The following is a 17,334-nucleotide window of genomic DNA, read 5'->3' on the forward strand; positions in this document are numbered from 1 at the left end:
CTGCTTGCTAACATCTGATTCATGTATCGGCTGAACAATAGCGTCTTCATTGCGGAATGGGGATGCCCCCGCTTTCCACATTTGATAGTTTCCATAATCTTATATATATTTCTAGTGCTATCTACTGTCGCAACTTACGTGTTTCTGCTCGTCCTGATTATATATCGTGATTGAAACGCTCGATTTGCCAGAACTCCCAACAGTATCGCTTGATTCACTCGCCCCATATTGCCTCCCCCCATTGCAACATTCTATCAAACTGTTCTCACAAAATTCTCACAAAACCACGAATAATGTCGAAAAAAAAGAGACTATTCCCTAATAGACTCTTCAACTGGGAATAATCACTTTCTTATTAATCCAGTATTCAGTTTTCGGTAAAAACGGTCGGACAAGATTACTCCAAATACGACGCCTTCTGGCTTCTCAGCTCCTGCGGCGGCTCCAGCCCCAGTTCCTTGCGATAAGAAGCCTCGAACTGCGCGTAATGCCTGACGATTTTCTCCTTGTCCCCACTGCTTGCATAGATGCTCAACAAAGTCTGATTCATCTCCTCATGCAGGGGATACATGGTCAAATACGAATCAATCTTCTGCTCCGCCTTTTTCCAATCCTCCCTGGCGAGATCCTGCTGGATCAAGCTGCGTACAAGCGATGTGTACTGTTTGCAGAATACTTCCTCCAGCGGAGATTTCCAGAAGTAATCTTTTCTATCCAGTAGCGGACCTTTGTAGAGCGAGCATACATGTTCCGCTTGCGCCGCATCCTGAAATCCTCCCACAAGAGAAAAGTCATACCGCTCATATTCCAGCACATCGTACGTTCGATCCGATGGTTCCAGCATGTATCCTTCGTTCGTTTTCTGAATCTCCATGCCGATCTCTTGCTCTTTCAACAGTTTCTTTAAACGATACATCGTGTTGTGCAAATTATGCGACGCGCGGTCCTCGCTCATATCCGGCCACAGCAATTCCGCCAATCGCCACTTGTTGAGATTCTGACCCGGATGGCAGAGGAAATAAGCGAATAACTCCTCCGTCTTGCGTGTCGGAAAGCGGATTAGCGATCCTTCCCGACTTCGGACCTCGAATCCTCCAAAGCACCGAATCGAGGCAAGCCCCACCTGCTGTTCAGCATTGCCGACAGGTCGATGCAGCTTGACCAGCCGGTTTGCGACCCGCTCGATCGCCGCGGGTGTCACAGGCTTCAAAATATAGTCGAAGGCATAAACCTTGAATGCATCCAGCGCATAATGCTTGTAAGCCGTCGTGAAGATGATTTTCGTCTGCTCCGACGCTTCGTTGATATTTTCCGCGAGTTCCAGCCCGTTCATCTTTGGCATTTCCACATCGAGGAAAGCGACATCCGGCCGAAGCTCAGACAGGCTGGCCAGCGCCTCAAGCGAGCTTGTAAAAGCACCTATGATCGTAAAGTACGGGTTTTGCCCGATGACATATTTCATTAAATTCAAAATCGGTATTTCGTCCTCCACAATGACCGCATTAAACAACCTCGCTCCTCCTCCGTTTACCCGAACCGATCTTTTCGTTATTCCTTACAGGCAAATACATCGTTATTTTAGTTCCTCTTCCCCTATCGGAGCTGATGTTTAGCGTTGCCCCTGGGAGAGAGTCCAGACGCTTGCGGATATTATGGATGCCGATGCCGCAATCCTGCAGGTCTCCTTTGGACATACGGTCCAACAGATCATCCGGTATGCCGACGCCGTCGTCTTCGACTACCACCCGGATATAACCGTCTCCCTCGTTGATCGCAAGCGTCACCTTGCCGTGTCCTTCCTTCTCGAACAAACCGTGCCGAATCGCATTCTCGACAAAAGGCTGGATGCATAAAGAAGGAATTTCCAAATGCTCTATACGGTTATCGTAGTGAAAGTCGTAGTCGAACCTCTCTCCGAAACGGGCTTTCTCAATCTCAACATACGCCTGGATTAACTCCATTTCCCGGTAGAGAGGGACGAACAGCGTGGAAGAATCCATGTCCAGGATGTAGCGCAAGTACTGACTGAGCATCGATAACAAGTACGCAGCTTTTTCCCCGTCCGTATAGCAAAATGAAATAACGCTGCTCAAGGCGTTGTAGAGAAAATGCGGTTTGATCTGCGCTTGATGGAACGCCAGCTCATTGCGAATCGCTTCTTGGAGCGATGTTTTCACAGCGATCAGGGTCTGGATTCTGGCAATGAGCGTTTCCGCCTCAAACGGCTTGGTCAAATAATCGTTCGCCCCGGCCCTGAAGCCGAGCGCGATGTCTTGCGGCGTATCCTTAACCGTTGCGAACAAAATGGGCAGATCGAGAATGGAGTAGCTGCTTCGCAGTCTCTGACACAGCTCAATGCCCGAGATCCCCGGCATCATCACATCGAGAATGACAAGATCGACTTGCGGGTACTCTTCTATTTTCTCCAATGCTTCTTTTGCTGAGAAAGCGGTGACGACATTGTAGCGATGCCGTTTCAAAATATTCAACAAGGTGTGGATATTGGAGGCTTCATCGTCAACAATCATTACGGTATGCTCGTGTCCATCCCAAATATTCAGCTCCTGATCCTTATCGGTATATCGCTGCTGCTCTTGCAACGCATATGCCGTTTCACGATTAGCCGGTACTTGGACTGCGCTTGGCAATGTAAACGTCATGCGTGTGCCTTGACCGACCTCCGACCAATCCACCCAAATTTCTCCACCCATGCGTTCGACCAACTTGCGGCTAATATACAAACCAACGCCCATTCCTGTATATCCATCCTTAGGCAGCGGCCCGTCAAGCTGCTCAAAATATTCGAAAATTACAGCATGTTTATCCTTAGGAATCCCTGTTCCAGTATCCTCGACAGAAATCGTAACAATTCCCTTGGCAACGCTCGACACCACCTTGATCGACCCTTTGTCTGTATGCTTAACGGCATTGCTGACCAGATTGTACATGATTTGACGCAGCCGATTCTCGTCCGCTTGCACCCAGACATCGGGATCGACTTGATTATCCAGTTGCACAGCTTTGCCCAAAAGCTCAAATTGCAGTACATCGAATACAATCTGTGTTACCATTCTGGCATCCACAGCGGTCGGATGCAGACTCAGTTCCCCGTGCCTCAAACGGGTAACATCGACTAAATCGTGAATGAGCATGGACAGCTTGATAGATGTATCCTTGATCAGCGAAAGATTCCGTTTTTGCTTCGGCGACAGATTTTTTTCCTCATCATCCAGTAAATAAGACGTCATATTCAGGATGCCATGCAGTGGAGTCTTGAGCTCGTGGGATGTGTTCATCAAAAACTCGTCCTTGAGCTGGTTGGAAACCGTCAATTGATAGGAAAGTAGCTCCGTCTTCTCATAAGCATTCGAGAATCGAACCACGAGCAGGATATTCATGATGATGATGAAACAAACTACTCCGAGTTTTCCCACCAGATCGGTCGAAACCATATTCTCCGAATAGAGGCTTCCGTCCACCAAAAAGATCATCATCGAAACGCTTCCGCCAATAAAAAGCATTAATTCCTTCCGATCGGATGAGCCGCCTTGGCTTTGAATGTACAGATACGCCATTCTGCCAATAATGTATAGGAAAACGATGATTAAGTAAAAAAAGAAAACGTATTTTCCCTGGATATGCACACGATAAGGCAACACGACAACCGCCGTAATATATAGGCCTAACGGAGTCAGTATCAGCTTCATCATCCGAGACGACATGAGGCGGGCTTCAACTGAACTGAAAAACAGGATGAGCACCACAGCGCCGACAAATTCGCTTAAATCCAGCAGCTTGTAAACAATATCAAAAGGGAGGCCAGGCAGTACCCTCTGTAAAATCTTTTCGCCAAAAAGTGCTTTTTCCAATAAAAGCAGCAGCAAATACAGCCCGCTGAGCCAATATGTTTTCTCTCTTCGCCCTAGCAGACAGAAGCTGAGATGATACACGCCAAACATGCCAAGAATCAAAATAATTCCGATATCGGTGCCGATCTGTATACTGTTTAGCTTCGTCACATCTTCAGCCAATCCGAATGGGATCGAGCCAGCAATACCACCGGTGACAAATACGTAGTTAGACACTTGAATTACAATGTCGATTTCTTTGGCATCCGTGTGAAAAAACGCGCTGTAGGGCGTATTTCCAGGCTGATGCTCCTTGATATCGACTGCTGGGCGCCCACTTTCGCCTTCTAACTTGCCGTTAATGAACAATCGATGGGAAAGGCGAATACTCCTTATTTTTAAACCTAAAACTTCATCCGTATCTTTAATAAGCACTTTCAACCGGTACGTACCATACCCTGTTCGGTTCATACCGCCATTCGCTGATTTTCCTTTCCACGTGCCAGGTACGGATAAATACGAGACCTCTGTACGCGTCCCTTCGCGAAAATCGGCAGGCTCCAGTAATTCATCTTCATAAAATTCCCACTCTCCATCCAGGTTGACCCATCCCTGCTTGTGGAAATCCCAATTCGACAAATCCAACACTCCCCGCTTCACAGGCGGCATGTCCTGATCCGGTATCGTTTGGGAATAAATAGCGACGAACAACACAATGGAGAGCGAAAAGATCAAGCCAATTCCGATGGCCTCACGAAATTGCCCCCTTTTGATACATAGCTCCCCCTCGGAATTCATTTCAACACTTTTCATTCTATACATTACGTACTTCACAAAAAATCACAAGACTGATTTAAGTGAAATTGGAAATAAGCGTGGGTGAGTACACAATTTATTTTACAGACTCTATGTGTACAAGCACGGATGGCTCAGTCATCTTTGAGGCTCAGCATGTAAAAGAAAAAGCAACCATCACAGAGGAAAGTCTGCGACAACTGCTTTCTGGCATTCAGGACCACATCTCCAGCCGAAACCTTTCTGAGATCAAGAAGTTCATCGACAGCTATGTAGAAAAGCTGATTGTCTACCAAGAGCATGTAGAAGTCATCTTTAAGCTACAAGTTGTGGATTTGTACGATAGAGGCGAGGGGGAGTGGATACCCCTGTCCGAAGATAACGACACATAAGCTTCTACGGATGTAATGACAGTTTTGATGTCACCCTACATAATATATCGCTAAAAATGTCGATATCACAGAGGAACTACCAGGTCCTTAAAAGATGTTTTGAAACAGTTGACAAAGCAACTACTGAATCATGGTCATATTGGAATGCAGGAGGATCTATAGTCTCTAACATCAATGGTAAGTACACAAAGATGAGCAGAGTTATTATGGGCATTGCAGAACAACCAAGTCAATTTGTTCTTGTCGCTAATCGTGATCCACTAGATTTACGAAAAGAGAATCTAGCTGTAGGAACAAAAGAAGTTATTAGTAAGGAGTCTTTTAAAGCACGACTTCAAGAGCTTGCTGCCCTACTCCCCGCACTCCCTAGAAAAGATGCAATAAAAATGCTATCTAATGACAAAAAAGATCAGGAGGCTTCAGCTGCTAATCTAAACCCTCCTGATACGGTGTACATTGAGAAAAATATTCTCACTGGGCATATTTCATTTACTGTTAAAGAAAAGAAGCGAGTACTTCTAAGTCTTAACGAACAAGATGCAACAGCCCTAATTGATATTTTTAAAGACCTCAATGTGAATATAGGCTAAACCATCTTAAACATAGCTGTCAATCAAAAGAGAATTAAAAAGAAGTGCCTCGGTTTCGAGTCTCTTCTTTTTAATTCCTTGACATTACATTCAGTATGTCTTTAAATTCGATATAGAAATACCCTTAACTATTCTTGCTCAAGCCTTTGATTTCCTGTTCCGTTAATCCAGTGGCCTTCACAATGGTCGTTATATCCAGATTCATTTCGAGCATATTCTTGGCCACTTTCTTAACACCTTCCATTTCTGCACTTTCCAGCATAGATGCCTCATCATGCAGATACTTCTGTCTGGCCTCATACAATCGTCTGGCATCCGAATTCTGACTCAAATATTGCAGGGTGTCCATCGCCTTCTCCAAACCTGGCTCATTCATCTTCAGCACCTCCCAATATGAAGTATCGGCACTTTTTAGAAACAACAGCCAATTGATCAATCCGCCTTCAGACGGAACGCTATGCTCATCCAGCTTAGGCAATTCCAAGAAATGAACCTCAATGTCATCAATCAAGGATATCCCTGTCCGGTCTTCCCGCAAATGAAATATGTTATGATATTGCTCATTCTTCAAGAACGAATAGTTTAAAATGTTGATCGTCACGCATTTCTTCAGTTCTCGGTACTTATCGCCCTCGCTGAGTTGACTCGCATATCGTTTGGACCAATAAAACAGCGTTCGTTTCTCAATATCATACTTATTAAAAAGCTGCATTTCTATATCAATTAGTTTACCTTCAGAGGTCTTGGCGTAAACATCAAAGATGGACTGTTTGTCGAGCGGATCATCTTTATCCGTATAGGGATTCATCAGGATGATCTCAGTCAGCGGCGGCTCGCCAGCTTCGGTGAAAATACGGTTAAGAAACGCCAGTAGCACATCCTTATTGTTCTCGCTGCCAAATATCCGTTTGAATACAAAATCTACACGTGGGTCAAGTAAATCCATCGTTATCAGCTCCATTCGTTATTATTATATCATTTTTCAAGGGTTTTGAGCCTTACAAAGGTGAGTAAAACCGCTCAGCTTGAATCAGCTTGCCGTGTTGGAACATATTAGGCATAAGTGAGCAGTTTAGTAAAAGAAAACTAAAAAGCTTTGGAGGTTTTAGAGAAGTAGTTTTAACGAATCGAAGTACGGATGAGGAGATATGGAAGGCGGCTATATTTAACACTGGTTACGTGACGGCCAAACTTGCCCCCCATCTTCGCATAGCATCAGTGAAACTCACTGTATTCATTAACCGCAAGCCCCAGAAATCGTGTTATAGCAAGCTTTCTAGCCGCCATGTATATAGCCCAAAACAGCCACTGAAATGAAAAAAGACACCATTTAAGGTGTCTTCACTGGTACTGCATATGGAGGTGAACCTTGTTGTACCCCGTTCCACGTATTTTACGAAGATATCGGTTGCTCCTGTGGCGCTCTCTGTACCAACGCTTTGCCCAGGAATTGTCGTGTCCGTTCTTCCTTCGGATTGGTGAAAAACTGCTCCACCAGGCCCTGCTCCACGATCACACCATGCTCCATCAGCACGACCCGATCCGCGACATCCCTCGCAAAGCCAAGCTCATGCGTGACGATAATCATCGTATTGCCTTCACTCGCTACCTTTTGAATCACCGACAGCACCTCATCCACCAGCTCAGGGTCGAGTGAGGACGTCGGTTCGTCGAACAGCAACACCTGCGGATTCAGCGCCAAGGCGCGGGCAATTGCCACACGCTGCTGCTGTCCACCCGAAAGCTGGGCAGGGTAGTAGGTCATGCGATCCTTCAACCCGACCTTTTCCAGAATGCCTTCACTGATCTCCCTCGCCTGCTTGCGGTCCAGCTTTTTGACACTGGTCAGGCCGATCATGACATTGTGGAGGGCATTCAGGTTTTTGAACAGTTGATATTGCTGAAATACCATCGCCGTTGCCGTGCGCAGTCCGAGAATGTCCTTTTTCCCCGCCTTGGCTGCATCCACCTTCACACCGTCGATCTCAATGACACCGCTGGTCGGCTGCTCCAAGAAATTAATGCTGCGCAGCAATGTGGACTTGCCCGATCCGCTTGGCCCCAGAATAACCACGACTTCTCCCTTGCCTACGGTCAGGTCTATTCCCTTCAACACATGATGCTGTCCAAAATGCTTATGAATTTGATGAAGTTGAATCATGCTCTTACTCACTTCTTTCGTAAATTCGAATACGCTTCTCCAGCACAACAAGCCCGCGCTCAATAATGATGCACACCAGCCAGTAGATCAGAGACACCGCAACGTATACTTCAAAAAGGCCAGCGCCCGCGCGCCCATAATTTTGGCCTGTCCCATCATATCAACGACACCAATCATAAAGATAAAAGACGTATCCTTTACCGTACTAATCAGCGTGTTCCCCAAATTGGGCAAAGCCACCGTTAGCGCCTGTGGCAGCACAATTTTAAGCATAATCTGTGTTTGGCTCATCCCGATGGAATTGGCAGCCTCAAATTGCCCACGATCCACCGAATTAATCGCCGCTCGGAACGTCTCCGACAGATAACCCCCGAGATTCAACGAAAATGACAACAGTGCGAAAATCTCGGGTGGAATCACGTAGATATTTAATTGCTGCAAGAAACCGTATTCGCTCTGAAAATAATATAAAAACTTGGGTATTCCATAATATACGAGAAATAACTGCACGATGAGCGGCGTTCCCCGAATGTACGAGACATACAACGTAGACAATTGCGCCAATACAGGCACCTTGTATATCCGAATTAAGGCCGTCCCCAACCCGATGATCGAACCCAGCAGCATGGACAAAAATGCAATCCATAGCGTAACGGGGAGATACTCCACGATCCGGGGAAGGCTTTTCAGCATATAATCAAGGTCAAACAGCTTTTCCATAGGAACCTCACTTTACCCATTACATTGTTGTTACTGCGGGATATATTCCCCGCCTGTCCATTGTTCAGACAGCTTTTTCAGCGTTCCGTCCGTTTTAAGCTCTTTAATAATCGGGTCGATTTTAGCTTTCAGCTCTTCGCTCTGCTTATCCTTTTTGAACACCAGATTGATATCATCCGTTTGCACAGGATCACCTATCGCTTCGACCTGCAAACCTTCCTTCTTGATCGTAGCAGCCGTCATGACTGGATCATTCACATAAGCGTCCACCCGGCCATTTTGCACGTCTTGAAGGTTATCGGACGAAGTGCCTGTATCATTGTATTTCAAAATAATTTTATTCCCATTCTTCGCATTATATTGTTCCAGCAATTGTGTGTAGGAATCGCCTACTGATGCAGCTACCTTCTTGCCTTCCAAATCCTTGAGAGAGTGTATATCCGTTCTGCCTTTTTTCACAACAATGACGGATTGTGCCTGAAAGTAGGATTCATCCGAGAACAAATATTTTTGCTCACGCTCAGGATTTTTGGCGACTTCATCTGCTACGACCTGAATCTTGTTCGATTCCAGCGCCAGGAAAATTCCGTCCCAGCCGGAAGGTACAAACTCAAACTTGTAGCCGTCCAGCTTCTTGTCGATCTCCTTGACCACTTCTACATCGTATCCGGTCAGCTCATTTTTATCATTCGTAAAAGCGAACGGCGGGTAGTCATTTTGTGTGCCCACATAAATAACCTTATCCCCCGATGCTGCTTCCTTCGAGGAACACCCACTCAAGGCTCCCGTCAATAGCACGAGAGATAGGCCAATCGCTGCAACAAAAGCAGATTTCTTCATATGTGATACCCCTTCTTAATCCAAGTGATTTACTATGATTTTATATTATAACGAGTTATTCAAATAATACAACAGGTAAATTTGATTTCGATTACTTATCCATATGTTGCACAAAAAAAAGGACCCTTGCGGGTCAACTCTCATTCATGGAGTGAAAGACGGTCTGCTGGATGTTCCGGCAATATGGACGAGATCAACCGTTGCACAGCCGGATGAGCGGATTCAAAAATCTGGTCCTTCTCGTCACAGCGCTCGATCAATCTCCCCTTCTCCATCACAGCAAAGCCATCACAGACGGCGTAAGCCGCCCGAATATCATGTGTGATGAATAGATACGACAATCCAAACGAGGATTTCAGCTCTCCCAGCAGGGATAAAATGTGCATCTGGTGAACCATATCCAGGCTACTGACGGACTCATCCAGCACAATTAGCTTTGGTTTGAGTGCAATCGCCCGGGCGATGTTGATTCGCTGCAATTGTCCGCCGCTGAATTGATGCGGAAGTTTATTCCTATCCTCCGGCTTGAGACCAACTCGTTCCAGCAGGTGCTCAACCGTTCTCTTTTGCTCCTGCACCGATAACCGCTCGTAATTGTCCAGAGGCTCCCCGATAATCTGTCCGGCGGTCATCCGGGGATTTACAGCCGAATAACAGTCCTGAAATACGACCTGCATATCCCGTCGCAGCCCCCTGCGGGCTTGTGTGCTTCCATTATAAATGTCCTGACCCTGAAACAGTACCCGGCCCTCCTGTGGCTTCTCCAGCCCCAGAATGACCTTGCCCAGCGTGCTTTTACCCGCTCCGCTGGTTCCAAGCAATCCCAGGCAAAATCCGCTCTCTATGGTAAGCGAAACGTCCGCCAGCACAGGGGGGCGTGGTTCGGAGCGGCCCGACCATTTGCGCCTTCCATAGCTATGAGTTACTTCCTTCACTTGTAGCACGCGCATTCGCTCCCCTTTTGAAAGTATAACCGTCCACAGGCGACTACTCGCCTACCTGATTCACGCCCCGTAGGGACAACTTGGGCCTGGCATGCAGCAGCATTTTCGTATAATCATGCTGTGGCTGATCGAACAACTGATGAACCTCCGCCTGCTCAACGATACGTCCCCGCTGCATAACAGCCACTTCATCCGCCATTTGGGATATGACGCCCAGATCATGCGAGATCAGCAAAATGGAAGTGTCGTATTCCGTACGCAAGCGATTCAGCTCTCTTAGCACCTGTAGCTGATTAACGACATCGAGCGCCGTCGTTGGTTCATCTGCAATAACTACCGCTGGCCGCAGGCACATAGAAATGGCAATCATGACCCGTTGCAGCATCCCCCCGCTCAACTGAAACGAATAACGTTTCATCAGCTTGGTCGGGTCGGGCAGGTTCATGTTTTCCAAAGCTGATATGGCAAGGTCGCGGGCCTGTCGTGTGGTCAACCCGGTGTGCGTGCGGATCGTTTCCATAAACTGAGACCCAATCGTATACACCGGCGTAAAGGCGCTCATTGGATTTTGCATAATAAACGCGATGTCTTTGCCCCGAATACGCCGTATCTCCTCTGAAGCCATTCCATTCAGCTCGCGCCCGTTCAGACGGACACTGCCTTCCACGTCCATCGTCTGGCGATCCAGCAACTGGAGCAGCGCGTTACAGGTTACCGTTTTGCCGCTGCCACTCTCGCCGACAAGACCAAGAACCTGTCCCTTTTTCAGCTCAAAATGGATCGGCTCCAGCAGAGACACCGCCCCTGCATCGGTTTTGAGCTTCACCTGCAAGCCGCTGACCTCCAGCACCTTCGACTTCGCCCCGTCATCCATTGTTGTTCTCACTCCTGTTTTACTGACGTTTGGCAATTCCGTATCGGTCGGACAGCGCCTCCCCCAATATATTGAAGGCCATTACCACCACCAGAATCATGACGCCCGGATAGATCATTAATTCCGGATGACTGCGGATGTATCCCGTTCCTTCATGGATCATCGCTCCCCATTCGGGGGTCGGCGGCTGGATGCCCAGACCGAGGAAAGACAACGCCGAAATATCCATGATCGCCCAGCCCATTTCCAGCGTACCCATGACCACAATCGGCCGCAGTACATTCGGAATGATATGCCGCCGGATAATTGCTCCTGAGGAGGACCCGCTAATCCTTGCGGCAGCTATGAAATTCCGCTCTTTCAGACTGACGACCATATTGCGGCACATTCTGGCATAATACACCCACTGCACCATCATCAAGGCGAGCAGTACCTGCATGAGACCCGGCCCAAAAATACCGACAATACCCAGCACCAGCACCAGATTCGGAAACGCCATAATGCCTTCGCAAAACCGCATCAGTACACTATCGACCCAGCCGCCCAAATAACCTGCAACCGATCCGATCACGACACCGATACTAAGCGAGGACAAGAAAATTAATGTCGCAAAACCGAGCGAAATCCGCGCTCCATACAGCAGCCGGGACAGATTGTCCCGACCCAAATGATCGGTTCCCAGCCAATATTCTTTCGAAGGGCCTTCCAGCTTATGCAGTAAATTGACTTTAACCGGATCATGGGGAGCCAGCCACGGGGCCAGCGCCATAATCATAAAAAGAATCAAAAGCACTACAGAGCAGACCACGATCACCTTTTGACCCTTGAGCATTGTACGCAACCTTATCATCACTGCTCTGTTCGTCCCTTCGATGAAATTCGGGGATCCATATACAAATGCACCAGATCAACGAGCAAATTGCATACGATGAACAGGCATGCCGCCAAAAACACATAGCATTGTATGACGGGAATATCCCGGTTAAAAATCGCTTCCACAAAATAACGGCCAAACCCGGGCCATGAAAACACCTGCTCGACAATAATCGTTCCGGTCAGCAGCTTGCCCAGATTCATGCCCATACCCGTAATCAGCGGGGCAATGGCAATTTTGAGCACATGCTTGAGCATGATCACCCGTTCACGAATCCCTCTGGTTCTGGCATACTGCACATACGTTTCCTGAAGCTGCTCCAATACACTGGAGCGCAGCAGGCGCGTATATAGAGCAATCAGAACCAGCGACAGAGTCAACGTAGGCAACACCAGATGCTGCCATGTCCCCCGCCCCTCTACAGGCAGCCAATCCAGCCTCACGGAGAAAAAGAAGATCAGCAGATATCCCAGCCAGAATTGAGGAATAGACGCTCCAAAATAAGAAATTCCCCGACTAAGCATGTCGATCCAGCCATTTTTACGCATCGCCGCCAGTACGCCCAGCGGGATACTCACCACGATAGATAGCACCATACTGCTCAGCGCCAGCTCGACGGTGGCAGGCAGCCGAACCTTCACCTCATCCCACACCGGCTTGTTCGTCAGATATGAAGTACCAAAGTCCAGCCGACTGATTCTTTGCAGCGTCTGTATATACTGCGTCAGCAAAGGCTGATCCAGCCCAAACTCATGTCTTTTCTGCTCCAAAATTTCCGGAGTTGGATAGATATGAGCTGCCGTCAAATAGGCTTCGGCCGGATCAACTGGTGAAATATGAATGAGTGCAAAGGTAACGAGGGTGGCAAAGAGAACAATAGGAATGACCGCTACCATTCGCTTCCCGATATAGCTGATCATGAGTTGTCCTCCTATCCTGTAAACTATCGTTACCCTTCGGTTTCAACTACTTCCCGATTTCAATTCCCTCAAACGGATTTTCATCCCGATTGGCCGGGAATACAAAATTCGTAATCTTTTTCTGATATACTGCGGTTTTCTTAATATATGAAATAGGCACAATGGCAGATTGCTCCTGAAGAGTCTTCAGAATCGAAGCATACAGCTCCTGACGCTTGGTTTCGTCTGTCGATGAGAGGGCTTCGTGTACTTGCTGATCCAGATCCTTCTTCATCGGAAGAGCGCTCAGTACCTCGGAAATCCCAAAGCTCTTCTTGGCAATGACATTAATAAAGGAATGCGGATCATAAGGCGCACCATAGTTGTACCAGAAGTACAGATCAAACTGATTGGATCTAAGGCGTTTGATTTGAACCGTCAGCTCCAGTCCGGTCAGGTTCACTTTAACACCCAGTTCTCCCCATTCCGCCTGAATGGTTTCGGCCATCGCCTTTTGGATCGGATCGGTCTTATCAAAAATCAGCTCAAAATCCAGCTGTTGTCCGTCCTTCTCCCGTACCGTGCCGCCTGCGGGCAGCTTCCAGCCAGCCTCATCCAGCAACGCTTTGGATTTTTCCACATCATAGTCAACGGGCTGTAAGTCCACATTTGTATACGGATAGTTTTTGGATAAAACAGTATCCGCTTTTTCCTCCAGCCCCGAGGTCACGCCTTCCACCATCGCCTGCTTGTTAAAGCCATGCTGGAGCGCCAGACGTACCCGAAGGTCTGCCAGCTTGGGATTGGATGAGTTGAGCAACAGGCTTCTTGTACCGACAGGCTCGGACAGCTTGGTCACATAATTATTCGTGTCGCGAAGCTGCTTGAAAGCATCCAGACTGATGACGCCCTCTCCGTAAATCAGGTCCAGATCGCCTTTCTCAAAAGCCATTACACGTGTTTCGCCATCGGGAATGATCTTTACGATAATTTTATCCACCTTCGGTGCGGTTCCCCAATAATTCGGGTTACGCTTGAAGGTCGCATATTCGTCTTGTTTGTATTCATCCAGCATCCAAGGTCCGGTACCTACCGGTTTCTTGATGCCTTTGGACGTATCTCCATCATCCGGGAACCCGGCTTCACCCAGAAAACGGAACGGACGAACGACGGACAAGTCCTGAAGCACCGGATAGTACGGCTCTTTGAGCGTCATGCGGAAGGTGCTGTCATCTACAGCTTCAGTTTTGTCGAGAACGCTTACTATACCAAGCCAGCTGTGCGTTTTCTCATTTTTCATGATAGCGTCAAAGTTCTTTTTGACAATAGCCGCATTAAATAGCGTTCCATCTGAAAATTTCACGCCTTTGCGCAGCTTGAACGTATATGTTTTGCCGTCCTTTGAAATGGTCCAGGCTTCAGCCAAAGCAGGCTCCAGCTTGCCACCTTGCTTGTAGCTGACTAACGGCTCATAAATCATGGATTGTGCAAAAAGTTGGGAAGGATTGTATACGTGAGGATTCATCGTACCAATGTCACGCGGCCACGATAGTGTGATCGACTTTTCATTGGCAGCTCCGTCAGTTGAGGTAGATGCAGGTGTATTCTCCTGCTTCGCGCAACCCAAAATAACGGATAATAAGAGGATTGCCACCAGCATAATGGTGGCAGTCTTGCGGTGTCGAACGGACATCAATGTATTTCCCCTTTTCTATATATGTGATAATGATTATCATAATCATATTTAGAATAGGTATCACATCCTATTTTGTCAACATATTCGACAAAGAAAGCTCATATTTATTTTAAATTTGTAGAATATGAGAGGTATGGCTCATTCCGTCAACGTTTGAAACAGAGTACGCGTGTATTCATGCTGTAACAGGTCTTTATCCCACTCCTGAAATATCTCCACAATCTCCCCCTGATACATGACGGCAATCCGATCACAAAACGGACGGGTGGATTGAAGATCATGGGTGATAAAAAGATAGGATAGCTGGCGCTCCTCCTGTGCTTTCTTGAGCATGTCCAGTACGGAAGCCTGCGTTTCCGTATCGAGATTGGCGACGGACTCGTCGAACAAGATGATTTCCGGCTCCACCGCCAGCGCACGGGCGATGCATACCCGCTGCTTTTGTCCGCCGCTTAGCTGCGATGGGTATTTCTCCAGACATTCCGCGTCCAGCCCCACCGATTCCAGTAAAGACAGGCAGATCTCCAGCGCTTGCGCTTTTCGTTCGGGAAAATAGTTACGGATCGGCTCCTCCAAAATATCTCGTATGATCATGCGAGGATGGAGCGAGGAAGACGAATCCTGTGCGACCAGCTGGATTCGTTTGTACAGATGGATATCCTTCATCCTTCCAGTGTGAATGGGCTGATGATCCAGCCAAAGCTCCCCCGAGGTCAACGATTCCAGCCTTAGGATACATTGTACCAGCGTACTTTTGCCGCTTCCGCTTTCGCCAACCAGTCCAAGGCATTCTCCCCGTTGCAGCTCCAGACTCACCTGCTTCACGGCGGCCTGCCCGCTTTCTTGCTTGTTGAACCAGCCTTTTCTCCGTCTGCGGACAGGATAGGCTTTGGTCACTTGCTTTAGTTCCAGTATCATTCGAGCATCCTTCCTTCCGGGCTCATCTCCAGTACACGATCCGCCACACGACTCACACCCTGACGATCATGAGAAATCAGCAAAATGGTGAGATCCAAGTCCTCTCTCAACTGTTGGAATAACGCCAGAACCTTGTCCCGGTTGATAACATCCAGCGCCGTGGTAGGCTCATCGGCAATAAAAAGGCGCGGACCGGAGCTTAGCATCGCAGCCAGCAGTACCCTTTGACACATCCCTCCGCTTAATTCAAAAGGGTACGAGGACAAAATATGCTCAGGGTCTGCAAACCCGACCTTGCTCAATAAAGAGCACAGATAATCCTCCTGCGCTTGAGTAGCGCAGCCTCCAGCCAGCTGTGCAATCCGTCTCAGCATCTGCCACATCCGGGGCAGCACGCCCTGTGGGGGGGCTTGATGCTGTACAGGGCGGGGTAGGTTGCCCAGCCCCCTCTGGTCGGGCGGCATCCAGCGCCGCCCGTGCAGTCTAAGCGTGTCCGTCAGCTGTGCGCGGACGGTACGGATCGGATTCAACCCGCTCAGCGATTGTTGAATGAGCAGGGCAATGTCCTCGCGGCGCAGCCTTTGCCAGCGCCGTTCATCGAACGGGACGATGTCCTCCCCGTTGTAGTACATATGCCCCTGCGTAACGCCGATCCCCGGCTCCAGCATGCCCGAGATTGCGTGCGCGGTCAGACTCTTGCCACATCCGCTCGGCCCGGTTAGAGCCACAATTTCCCCCGGATACACGGAAAAGCTGACATCCCGGAGCAGCGGTTGGTTGACGCTGTTCCGTATTGTTTTCCCATTCGCACCCGGCTTCCCACCTGCGTACGCACCTGCTGCTGCGCCAATACGTGTACCCGCTCCTGTGCCTATGGGGCATATCTCCAGATGTTCCACGTGCAACATTGGCTTGCGCCCTACCATATTTCCTTTCATCTGTCCTGTCCCATCCTTCATTCTGCCGCCCCCTTTTCGGAGAATCGGTCTCCCAGAAGCTGGCACGCAAGCACAAACAGCATAATCGCCAAGCCCGGAAAAATCATGACATGCGGCGCCACCTGAAAATACGACGTCGCATCATGCAGCATCACGCCCCATTCCGGCTTAGGCGGCTGTACGCCCAGCCCCAGAAAGGAAAGTCCGGCAACCATAAGCACCACTCGCCCGATGTCCCAAACCGCATACACAAGCAGCTGTGGCAGCACTTGTGGCAATACATAACGTCTCAGTACGCGCACATGTGAATTACCGGATAAACGGGCGTATCTCACATAGTCCTCCTGACAGGCTTTTTGAACAAGGGTGCGAATATACCGAACATACCCGGCCCACCGTACCGCAATAATGGCTAAGGTCATGTTTACAAAGCCCGGACCCAAGATACCCACAATCGCCACCGTCAAAATAATATCGGGAAAAGCAAGCACTCCGTCAATCACCCGCATGACTAGCTGATCCACACGCCCGCGCACATAGCCAATGAGCAAGCCTATCGGCAAACTGATGCAGAGCGTGGCTGCTGTAATCGCACAGGCAATCAGTACGCTTGTCCGAATGCCGTAAATCAGCCGTGACAGTACATCCCGACCCAGATGATCCGTACCAAATGGATATTTCCGACTAGGTGGTGCCAAACGGTTCAGAAGGTCCACATCAAGAGGATCGTGAGGAGCAACCCATGGAGCCAGTACCCCGAGCAGCACGATCAGGCCCAGCAGCACTCCTCCTGTCAGTAAGCTCCCTTTGAAGGACAGCCGCATGTTTTTCATTTTCAACTTCCT

At 48.5% G+C, this 17,334-nt stretch carries 16 protein-coding genes; 2 read left to right on the plus strand and 14 right to left on the minus strand.

What is annotated here, in order from left to right; genetic code table 11:
• Positions 1-397: 397 nt before the first annotated feature.
• Both QMK20_RS25790 and QMK20_RS25795 read right to left on the minus strand, forming a co-directional pair.
• Positions 398-1,510 carry a response regulator gene (locus QMK20_RS25790; protein WP_283653861.1) on the minus strand — a complete coding sequence of 371 codons (1,113 nt, stop codon included), beginning with the start codon at positions 1,508-1,510 and terminating at the stop codon, positions 398-400.
• Positions 1,503-4,670 carry an ATP-binding protein gene (locus QMK20_RS25795; protein WP_481857784.1) on the minus strand — a complete coding sequence of 1,056 codons (3,168 nt, stop codon included), beginning with the start codon at positions 4,668-4,670 and terminating at the stop codon, positions 1,503-1,505. Before QMK20_RS25795 ends, QMK20_RS25790 begins: the two co-directional genes overlap by 8 nt.
• A gap of 53 nt (positions 4,671-4,723) precedes the next feature.
• Between QMK20_RS25795 and QMK20_RS25800 the strand changes: the two genes are divergently transcribed.
• On the plus strand, positions 4,724-5,035 hold the full coding sequence (locus QMK20_RS25800) for a hypothetical protein (protein ID WP_283653862.1): 312 nt from the start codon (positions 4,724-4,726) through the stop codon (positions 5,033-5,035).
• A 206-nt stretch (positions 5,036-5,241) separates the two neighbouring features.
• Positions 5,242-5,625, plus strand: coding sequence for a hypothetical protein (locus tag QMK20_RS25805; RefSeq protein ID WP_283653863.1), 384 nt, complete (start codon positions 5,242-5,244; stop codon positions 5,623-5,625).
• A gap of 124 nt (positions 5,626-5,749) precedes the next feature.
• Here QMK20_RS25805 and QMK20_RS25810 read toward each other — a convergent pair whose 3' ends face one another.
• From QMK20_RS25810 to nikC (QMK20_RS25865), 12 genes are all read right to left on the minus strand, one after another.
• Positions 5,750-6,586 (minus strand): Rpn family recombination-promoting nuclease/putative transposase, encoded by an 837-nt coding sequence (locus QMK20_RS25810; protein ID WP_481857682.1) that lies wholly within the window; start codon positions 6,584-6,586, stop codon positions 5,750-5,752.
• Between the two features lie 432 nt (positions 6,587-7,018).
• Positions 7,019-7,786, minus strand: coding sequence for an amino acid ABC transporter ATP-binding protein (locus QMK20_RS25815; protein WP_283653865.1), 768 nt, complete (start codon positions 7,784-7,786; stop codon positions 7,019-7,021).
• 87 nt (positions 7,787-7,873) lie between these two features.
• Positions 7,874-8,506, minus strand: coding sequence for an amino acid ABC transporter permease (locus QMK20_RS25820; protein ID WP_283653866.1), 633 nt, complete (start codon positions 8,504-8,506; stop codon positions 7,874-7,876).
• A 30-nt stretch (positions 8,507-8,536) separates the two neighbouring features.
• A complete protein-coding gene (locus QMK20_RS25825; protein ID WP_283653867.1) occupies positions 8,537-9,346 on the minus strand; it encodes a transporter substrate-binding domain-containing protein in 810 nt (269 codons plus the stop codon).
• 140 nt (positions 9,347-9,486) lie between these two features.
• Positions 9,487-10,296 carry a nickel import ATP-binding protein NikE gene (gene nikE, locus QMK20_RS25830; protein WP_283653868.1) on the minus strand — a complete coding sequence of 270 codons (810 nt, stop codon included), beginning with the start codon at positions 10,294-10,296 and terminating at the stop codon, positions 9,487-9,489.
• A gap of 37 nt (positions 10,297-10,333) precedes the next feature.
• The gene (nikD, locus tag QMK20_RS25835; protein ID WP_283653869.1) at positions 10,334-11,164 is read right to left on the minus strand and encodes a nickel import ATP-binding protein NikD; all 831 of its coding nucleotides are present in this window, start codon (positions 11,162-11,164) and stop codon (positions 10,334-10,336) included.
• A gap of 19 nt (positions 11,165-11,183) precedes the next feature.
• Entirely contained in the window at positions 11,184-12,014 is an 831-nt protein-coding gene (gene nikC / locus QMK20_RS25840; RefSeq protein WP_283656350.1) for a nickel ABC transporter permease subunit NikC, read from the minus strand.
• Complete coding sequence (nikB, locus tag QMK20_RS25845; protein WP_283653870.1) at positions 12,014-12,958, minus strand: nickel ABC transporter permease subunit NikB; 945 nt, start codon at positions 12,956-12,958, stop codon at positions 12,014-12,016. Before nikB ends, nikC (QMK20_RS25840) begins: the two co-directional genes overlap by 1 nt.
• Before the next feature lie 46 nt (positions 12,959-13,004).
• Positions 13,005-14,630, minus strand: coding sequence for a nickel ABC transporter substrate-binding protein (nikA, locus tag QMK20_RS25850; RefSeq protein WP_283653871.1), 1,626 nt, complete (start codon positions 14,628-14,630; stop codon positions 13,005-13,007).
• 141 nt (positions 14,631-14,771) lie between these two features.
• A complete protein-coding gene (locus QMK20_RS25855; protein WP_283653872.1) occupies positions 14,772-15,551 on the minus strand; it encodes an ABC transporter ATP-binding protein in 780 nt (259 codons plus the stop codon).
• Positions 15,548-16,510, minus strand: coding sequence for an ATP-binding cassette domain-containing protein (locus QMK20_RS25860; protein WP_283653873.1), 963 nt, complete (start codon positions 16,508-16,510; stop codon positions 15,548-15,550). Before QMK20_RS25860 ends, QMK20_RS25855 begins: the two co-directional genes overlap by 4 nt.
• Entirely contained in the window at positions 16,507-17,322 is an 816-nt protein-coding gene (nikC, locus tag QMK20_RS25865) for a nickel transporter permease (RefSeq protein WP_283653874.1), read from the minus strand. Before nikC (QMK20_RS25865) ends, QMK20_RS25860 begins: the two co-directional genes overlap by 4 nt.
• Positions 17,323-17,334: the final 12 nt, after the last annotated feature.

It is taken from the genome of Paenibacillus sp. RC334 (assembly GCF_030034735.1).
In the GTDB taxonomy this organism is placed as follows: domain Bacteria; phylum Bacillota; class Bacilli; order Paenibacillales; family Paenibacillaceae; genus Paenibacillus; species Paenibacillus terrae_A.